Below are 1,319 nucleotides of genomic sequence, written 5' to 3'. Positions count from 1 at the left end.
GGCCGGTCGTGACCGGCGGCGCTCGCGCCCGGGTCGAGCAGGCGGGCGGGGGTCGTGCCGAGGGCTTCCGCGACGTGTCCCAGGGTGCGCACGGTCGGGTTGGCCGCTCCGGACTCCATCTGGGAGATGTAGGCGGGCGATACGCCGGCCTTGGCCGCCACCGTGCTGAGGGTGTCGCACCGTTCCCGTCGTGCTCTGAGCACCGAGGCCCCCAGCACGGCCAGGACGTCGAGCCCTTCGGGCTCGCTGGGAGGGGTGGGCGGGGCGGGGTCCGGTTCGGGAGCGCTCTTTTCGCTCACGCCGCCTCCCTGGAGATCGTGCGCCTGGAGGCGAATCCGACCGCAAGTTCTTCTGCGGTTGTACGTCTTGACGACATCATGTGGCGACAGTAAGACTCAGTCATCGCTTAGTTCAAGCCATCTGCAGCGCACTTTTACTGTCAGTTGAGTTCCTGGTCCGGAGAAGTGAAGGAGAAGAAGCCGTGTCCCGAACCCGGCGGACGCTGAACCCGTCCTCCGCCCTCGACCTGCTCCGGGCGGCGGCCGACCGGTGCGGACCCGCTGCGCAACGGCTGGTGGAGGTCGTCGCCGAGGGCTACCCCGCCTCACTGGAACGTCGACCGGGCCAGCTGCTGCGGTCGGCCGGTGCGAGTGCGGCCGATCTCGACACCCTTCTGGCCACCGCCGGTTTCGCCTCGACCGACGATCTTCGCCGTCTGGCCGAGCGCGAGAACGGTGTCCGGCTCTCCACCCCCGACCTGCGGTTCACCAGCCGTGAGCCGAACGCCGAACCGCAGGAGCGGTCGGCGCTGCGCCGGATGATCGCCGAGGAGGAGGCCAACCTTCACCGCACCCTGGCCGACCTCCAGGCCAACGGCGGACTCGAACTGGCCGCCTCCGCCCTGCTCGGCGCCCGGCGCCGGTGGATCCTCGGCGACCTCAAGTCCGGCGGGTACGCCTCGCTGCTGGCCACCGATCTGACCAGCAGCCTGCGTGACGTCACCCTCGTCCAGCCGGGCACCGGGCCCGCCGTCAACGCCATCAGCGACGCGCACGCCAACGACGCACTGGTGGTGTTCAGCTTCCGCAACTACAGCGACCTCACGGTGGCGGTGGCCCGCGAGTTCCAGGCACTGGGCGCCACCGTGATCGCGCTGACCGACAGCTACTCCAGTCCCGTCTGCGTCCATGCCACGCACGTGCTGGCCGTGGACACCCGCAGCGAGTCACCCCACCACTCCCCCACCGCGGTGACCGCCACCGCGCACGTACTCGCGGCGCTGGCGACGGCGGGCGCCAAGGGTGCGGCTCGGCGCGGGC

The 1,319-nt window shown here is 70.8% G+C and carries 2 protein-coding genes; one reads left to right on the top strand and one right to left on the bottom strand.

Translation table 11 applies throughout. From position 1 onward, the window contains the following. The coding region (locus tag ACOV8S_RS30860; protein ID WP_448321790.1) for a helix-turn-helix domain-containing protein at nucleotides 1-299 on the bottom strand (299 nt) is incomplete at its 3' end. 182 nt (nucleotides 300-481) lie between these two features. On the opposite strand from ACOV8S_RS30860, the gene ACOV8S_RS30855 reads away from it, so the two are divergent. Continuing rightward, the coding region (locus ACOV8S_RS30855; protein WP_448321789.1) for a MurR/RpiR family transcriptional regulator at nucleotides 482-1,319 on the top strand (838 nt) is incomplete at its 3' end.

The organism is Streptomyces sp. CO7 (assembly GCF_053474865.1).
Note: the sequence above shows the minus strand (reverse complement) of the source record. Positions and strands in the feature narration are given on the sequence as shown.